The 6,455-nt window shown below is 60.3% G+C and carries 6 protein-coding genes; 5 read left to right on the top strand and 1 reads right to left on the bottom strand.

Features of this window, described 5'->3' with window-relative positions:
• Positions 1–376 precede the first annotated feature (376 nt).
• A complete protein-coding gene (locus ONB52_21645; protein ID MDZ7418737.1) occupies positions 377–568 on the bottom strand; it encodes a hypothetical protein in 192 nt (63 codons plus the stop codon).
• Between the two features lie 260 nt (positions 569–828).
• Here ONB52_21645 and ONB52_21640 point away from each other — a divergent pair, with 260 nt between their 5' ends.
• From ONB52_21640 to ONB52_21620, 5 genes are all read left to right on the top strand, one after another.
• Positions 829–1,602: a cytochrome b N-terminal domain-containing protein gene (locus ONB52_21640; protein MDZ7418736.1), complete on the top strand. Its 774-nt coding sequence runs from the start codon at positions 829–831 to the stop codon at positions 1,600–1,602.
• 185 nt (positions 1,603–1,787) lie between these two features.
• Positions 1,788–2,669, top strand: coding sequence for a cytochrome C (locus tag ONB52_21635; protein ID MDZ7418735.1), 882 nt, complete (start codon positions 1,788–1,790; stop codon positions 2,667–2,669).
• Positions 2,670–2,679: 10 nt separating this feature from the next.
• Positions 2,680–5,325 (top strand): c-type cytochrome, encoded by a 2,646-nt coding sequence (locus ONB52_21630; protein MDZ7418734.1) that lies wholly within the window; start codon positions 2,680–2,682, stop codon positions 5,323–5,325.
• A 147-nt stretch (positions 5,326–5,472) separates the two neighbouring features.
• The gene (locus ONB52_21625; protein MDZ7418733.1) at positions 5,473–6,129 is read left to right on the top strand and encodes a Rieske 2Fe-2S domain-containing protein; all 657 of its coding nucleotides are present in this window, start codon (positions 5,473–5,475) and stop codon (positions 6,127–6,129) included.
• 84 nt (positions 6,130–6,213) lie between these two features.
• Entirely contained in the window at positions 6,214–6,417 is a 204-nt protein-coding gene (locus ONB52_21620) for a hypothetical protein (GenBank protein ID MDZ7418732.1), read from the top strand.
• The last annotated feature ends 38 nt before the right edge of the window (positions 6,418–6,455 follow it).

Below are 6,455 nucleotides of genomic sequence, written 5' to 3'. Positions count from 1 at the left end.
ATCGTTGTAGCCGTCATAACCGTCGATCTGAAGATAGCCGCGGAAATTTTTGAGCAGCTCATTGGGCCCGGCACGATCGCGGCCGGGACGATAATCAAAGAGCACCAGCCTGGCGAGGGGATCGTAACAAGCCCAGAGATAACCCAAACGTGTGCCACGAAAACGCCGTAGGCCGGCCCTTCAGCCTGCAGGCAGGCAAGATGCCAAATGCTGCTAACTTTTTCGAAGTGATAAAACCCAAAAGCCAAAACACGCAAGGACGCGAAGCTGGAGGGCCTTCGCAAAGAGTAGCCGTTCCGCCACGGTTTGACCGTGGCTTTATCTTGCGATCCTGCGGAGGCTCTCTGTAGGAATGCCATGGCCAAATCATGGCAGATCAGAAAGGGGACGGCACTGTCACCGCGAAGATTTTTGAACCACCCAATCCGCCAAGGGCATGAGGGAAACCTGGTGGTTTGTGTGATTTTTGTGGTGCTGAGGCTTGTTGTTTGGCAATTGCTGCAGAAACCTCTCTGCGGCTTTGCGTGAGAGTTTTTTGCTTTGTTTGAAAACTATTGACATTGGACAAGATGCCTGCGCTACTCCAAAAGCAACGGAGAGATGGCGACGCGGGCAATCGCGTGCGGCGGGGTGGGCCTGCTCAGCAACGCTGCCGGTGCCGGCCGGAAACGCCTCGCGCCGATGGATTTCCCCGCGTCGCCGGGTTCCGCAGGCAGCGCGGGAGGGACGGCCGGGGCTTACCGCTTGACAATCAAGACTTTTTCGTTTATATTCGCGCCATTCAAAAATCGAATCTGGCTGGTACGGAACCACATCAGAGGAGAGGGCATGCAAGCAGTCATCAACAAGATGCGGGAGAGCCTGCTCAAGTCTCAAGTCTGGAAGTCGATGTTCCGTCATGATTACGAAGATTCCCAGCGTAATCGCCTGCTGCAAGTGCTCGACAATTTCTGGATGCACTTGCATCCCACCAAGCTTCCCCGCCACGGCACGTACATCCGGTTTACCTGGTGCATGGGCGGCATCACCTTTCTGCTCTTTCTCGTCACCGCCGTCACCGGCGTCCTGTTGATGTTCTACTATCGCCCCACCGCCGAATACGCCTTCGCGGATATGAAGTATCTGCAGTTCGACGTGCCGTTCGGCATGTTCCTGCGCAACATGCATCGCTGGGCGGCGCACGGCATGGTGATCGCCGTCTGGCTGCATATGTTCCGCGTGTTTCTCACCGGTTCCTACAAGCCCCCCCGCGAATTCAACTGGGTGGTCGGCGTTATCTTGCTCACCACCACGCTTCTGCTCTCCTTTACCGGATATCTGTTGCCGTGGGATCAGCTTTCGATCTGGGCGGTGACGGTCGGCACCAACATGGCGCGCGCCACACCCTTGCTCGGCCATGAGGGCCCGTTCGGCCCCGAGCTCGGCATGAAGCCGGACAACGACGTGCGCTTCATGCTGCTGGGCGGCACGCAAGTCGGCCCGCCCACACTGCTGCGTTTTTATGTGTTGCACTGCATCTTCCTGCCGTTGTTTGCGGCGGTTTTCATGGGCGTGCATTTTTGGCGCGTCCGCAAAGACGGCGGCATTTCCGGCCCGCTGTAGGGAAGTCGTGCCGCCCTTTCCGCCGGCCGTTTTCCCCCTGCTTCTCGCGCTGACATCCGTGCGGCTCATGCAGTGACATGGCGCACCACTCCTGCTCTCTTGACAACCAGGCACTCCCCTGCTGACCGGCGTTTGTGGTGCGCCGGTCAGGCGGCAGCTTCACACGCACAGAAGGTTGGGTATTCATGGAAAACCTCGTCAATATTCTGAAGAACCCCGACAACATTCCGATCGTGGGACTGCTGTTCATCATCCCGTTTTATGTGTGGCTGTGGTGGCGCGAGGCCCGGCGCAACGACCGCCGCCTTGCCAACGGCGAATTCGAGAAGATGAAGGCGGAGGCGCAGGATCGCATTCACACCTGGCCCTACCTGACCCGCAATGAGTTCCTCTCCGCCATCATCGTGATGATCATCCTCACCGTCTGGTCGATCCTGCTGGATGCCCCCCTGGAAGAGCCCGCCAACCCCTCGCGCACGCCCAATCCTTCCAAGGCGCCGTGGTACTTTCTCGGGCTGCAGGAGATGCTGGTTTACTTCGACCCCTGGATCGCCGGGGTGGTGCTGCCCACGCTCATCATCATGGGTTTGATGGCGATTCCCTACATCGATCCCAACAAAAAGGGCAACGGCTACTACACCTTCAAGGAGCGGCCTTTTGCCATTTCGATTTTTCTCTTCGGGTTTCTGGTGCTGTGGCTGTCGTTGATCATGCTCGGCACGTTTTTGCGCGGCCCGGGCTGGAACTTTTTCGCACCGTGGGAATTGTGGGATCCGCACAAGGTGGTGGCGATGGTGAACGTCGACCTGCACGAGGTGGTCGGCATTCGCTCAAAGCTGGGCGCCGGGTTGTTCGGCCTGGCGGTGGTGGGCGGATATTTTGCGTTGATTCCGATCTACTGGTTTTGGAAGCGGGACAAGTCCGAAATTCTCAAAACGCTGGGGCCGTTGCGCTACAGCGTCACGGCCTTTTTGCTGTTGTCGATGATGGGCCTGGTCATCAAGATGTTTTTGCGGATCGCGTTCAACATCAAGTACATCTGGGTAACGCCCTGGTTCAATGTCTAAGGAGGCGGACTTGGCGAAGCGTTCCGACATTCCGATCGAAGAACGGGACTACAGTCACATCTATTTCATCTGCAGTGCGCTGCTGGCGTTGACGACCTTTTGGGCGGTGCTCGACATGATCTGGGTGCGGTCGCCCTGGCAGCGCACCCAGCGTGAGTTCAACCGCCTGGAGCGCGACAGTCTGCAAACTCTGCTTGACGCGGAAAATGCCAGACTGTACGAGGGCGAGCTGAAGGAGCAATACCAAAACCTGCAGGCACAACTGCAGCAGGCGCGCGCCGCCCTCAACAGCGCCGAACACCGGCAGGCACAGGCGGACTCGGCGCAAGCCGCGCGCAACGTGGCGCTGGCCGTGCAGCAATACCGCTTCGCCAAGAGCGAGGCCGATGCCGAGTACTATCTTTACAAAGAGGCCCAATACCACCACGATCAGGCGGGATATGAACGGCACGGCCGCCGGCTGGAGGAACTCAACCGCTTGGTGGCGGAGTGGAAGCAGAAATGGGAGCAGGCAGAGGCGGAAAAACACGCGGTGGTGGAACGCCTGCAACAGCAGCGTGCCCAGCTCCATGAAATCACCAGCCAGTTGGCGCAACTCACCAAGGTGCGCGATGACCTGCAGTTTCGCCTCGACCGCATCGCCGAGCGCAAGATCAAAATCCAGCAGGTGGTGATGCCGGAATTCGTCAAGGGCAATTTCGGCAATTTCATCAACAATGTCGACCGCTGCCACACCTGCCACGTGGCCGCCAACCGCAAGGGCTTCGAGACGATGCCCGAACCGTTCCGCAGCCACGTCTCACTCGACACCCTGTTGCGCATTCATCCGGTGGAGCGCTTCGGCTGCACGCCCTGCCATGAAGGCCAGGGCCCGGCGCTGCAAACCGTGGCAATGGCGCATGGCTTTGCCAAACATTGGGAGCATCCCCTGCTCACCGGCGCCTTTGTGCAGGCGGGCTGCAACAAATGCCACCGGCAGGAGCTGCGGCTGGCGCATGCCGATCAGCTCAACCGCGCCAAACGCATGGTCTTCGATCTGGGCTGCTACGGCTGCCATGAAATTCGCGGCTATGAGACGCTGGAGCGCATCGGGCCGGATTTGAGCCGCGTGGCGTACAAGCTGTCGCCCGGCTTCGTTTACGGCTGGTTGCGCAACAACCGCGAGCTGCGGCCGCATTCGCGCATGCCCAATCCCATGTTCACCCATGAAGAAGCCCTGGCCTCCACCGCTTATCTCTTCGAAGCTGGCAAACAACCGGGCTGGACACCCGCGCCGATGCCGGCCAGGGGCGATGCCAGCCGCGGCGAAAAACTGGTGGAAACCGTGGGCTGCAAGGGCTGTCACGTGGTGGAGGCCGCGGATCGCGAGCTGCGCTCCAACCCCCTGCCCTACGACATGGCCCCGGATTTGAGCATTGTGGCCGCCAAAACCTCGCCGCAGTGGCTGTATGACTGGATCAAAAATCCCAAACACTTCTCGCCGACCACGCGCATGCCCAGTCTGCGTTTGAGCGACCAGGAAGCGGCGGACATCACCGCCTATCTGGTGTCGCTCAAGGACCAGATCACCCTGCCCGGCGATTACAGCGCGGCCCTGCCGGATCTCAGCAACCCCGAATTGATCAGCCAGGGCAAGGCCGTGCTGCGCAACTTCGGCTGTCACGGCTGCCATCTCATTCCCGGCCTGGAGAACGAAGGCCGGGTGTCGGTCTCGCTCAATGAGTTCGGCGCGAAAACCACCGAAGAATTGTTCTACGGCGATGCCCTGGCCAACAAGCAGGTGGAGAAAACCTGGACAGGCTGGACCATCGGCAAGCTGATGAACTCGCGGCTGTATGCCACCGAGGCGGTGGTGCAACGCATGCCGAATTTTCAAATGACGAAGGAGGATGCCACGGCGCTCGCGGTGTTGTTGCGCTCCTGGGATGGCCGCGTGATCGGGGAGCGCTATGTCAAGCCCTGGCACGGCCGCGATGAAGCCGTGCATGCCGGCCGCCTGTTGGTGCGCAGGTACAACTGCACCGGCTGCCATTTGATCGAAGGGGAAGGCTGGGACATCAAGCCCGCGCTCATCTCCGCCCTGGCTAAGGAGGGCCTCGATGAGTTCACCGCCGCGGCCTATGCCCCGCCGGATTTGATCGGGGAGGGCCGCAAGGTGCAGGGCGAGTGGCTGTTCAATTTTCTCAAACAGCCGCGCACCGGCGAAATCCGGCCGTGGTTGCGCACGCGCATGCCGACTTTTGCCTTCACCGACAAGGAGGCCAACATCCTGGTCGAGTATTTCAAGGCGCTGGAAGGGGAAGCGACGGGATTCTCCTATTTGCCGGAGTATGAGATCACCGCCGAGCAGCGCGGGGCCGCTCAACAACTGGTTTCACGCGAATATTTCGATTGCTTTTCGTGCCATCAACGCGGCGCACAAAAGCCGCAAGGTCCGCCCGAGGGCTGGGCACCGGACCTGGCCATGGCCAGGCAGCGCTTGAATCCCGAATGGATCGCGGCATGGATTCGCGATCCGCAGGCCCTGCAGCCGGGCACCAAAATGCCGTCCTTTTATCCGGATTCCTATCCGCCGGATGTGCTGCAGGGCGATCCCGACAAACAGATCGTGGCTTTGCGCAACTACCTGCTGAGTCTGGGAAACGGCAAACCCTGAGGCCAGGGCCGGCGTTTCCTCTGCGCCACCGAGCCCGGGCAGGTTTGGATTCCCATGTGCCGGCACGCGGTGTCTTGTGATCCATGCGCCCCCGGATCTCTTTGCTGACAGAAACACATATTGAATCCGAGTGAGAGGAGGTTGCACGTGTCCGCAGAAAAGAAAGAAGCGGCGGCTTCGGCCGCGACACTGAAAAAGGCTGACCCGGCGGCAGCCAGCGCCGAGAAGAAACCTTCACCCCCGGCGGCGGAGCCCACCAAGGCCAAACCGGGATCTCGTTCGACGCTGACGGAACCTCTGGCACCCGGCACGCTGTGGATGTCGCGCCGCAACTTTCTGTCGCGCGCCGGCTGGGTGGCGTTTTTCAGCTTCCTGGGCACGATGCTGCTCGGCTCCCTGCGCTACATGTTTCCGCGCGTGCTGTTCGAGCCCTCCACCGTGTTCAAGGCCGGGCTGCCCGATGATTATCCCGTGGGCGCGGTCAGCACCAAATGGGTGAAGGATTACCGCACCTGGATCGTGCGCAACGAGAAGGGGTTCTATGCCATCTTTGCGCAGTGCACGCATCTGGGCTGCACGCCGCGCTGGCTGGAGGCCGAAGGCAAGTTCAAATGTCCCTGCCACGGCAGCGGCTTTACGATGGACGGCCTCAACTTCGAAGGGCCGGCGCCGCGGCCGCTGGAACGGGTCAAGATCGATCTCTCCGAAGACGGCCAGTTGCTGGTGGACACCAGCATCCGCTACCGGGAGGAAATGGGACAATGGAACCATCCCGGCGCCTTTCTCCCGCTCGGCGTATCGTGACGTTGAAGCAAGCGACAAGGGGCAAACGGCGGGAGGCGCGGATGGACAAGCTCCCCTGGTCGTTTGCCCCTTCTTATTTTTTCAATGGAGGCACGTCTGCGACAGGCGCTGTGGTATTTTGCCAAGGCTTTTCAGATGCTCGGCCTGGCGCTCACTCTGTGGGGCATTCTCACCGGGCTTTCCGATCCACTGGGGGAGGCGGCCTTTAAAGCCGAGACCCGGCTGGCGGTAACCGGTGTGTTGGTGTTCGGCACAGGCTGGTTGATGGAAAAAATCTTCAGCAAATGAGCCGTGGCAGGCCCGCAGGCACTTTCTTCCAGCCAGGC

Source organism: candidate division KSB1 bacterium (genome assembly GCA_034506255.1).
In the GTDB taxonomy this organism is placed as follows: domain Bacteria; phylum Zhuqueibacterota; class Zhuqueibacteria; order Zhuqueibacterales; family Zhuqueibacteraceae; genus Coneutiohabitans; species Coneutiohabitans thermophilus.
The sequence above is the reverse complement of the archived record's forward strand: the minus strand, read 5'-3'. Positions and strand labels throughout refer to the sequence as shown.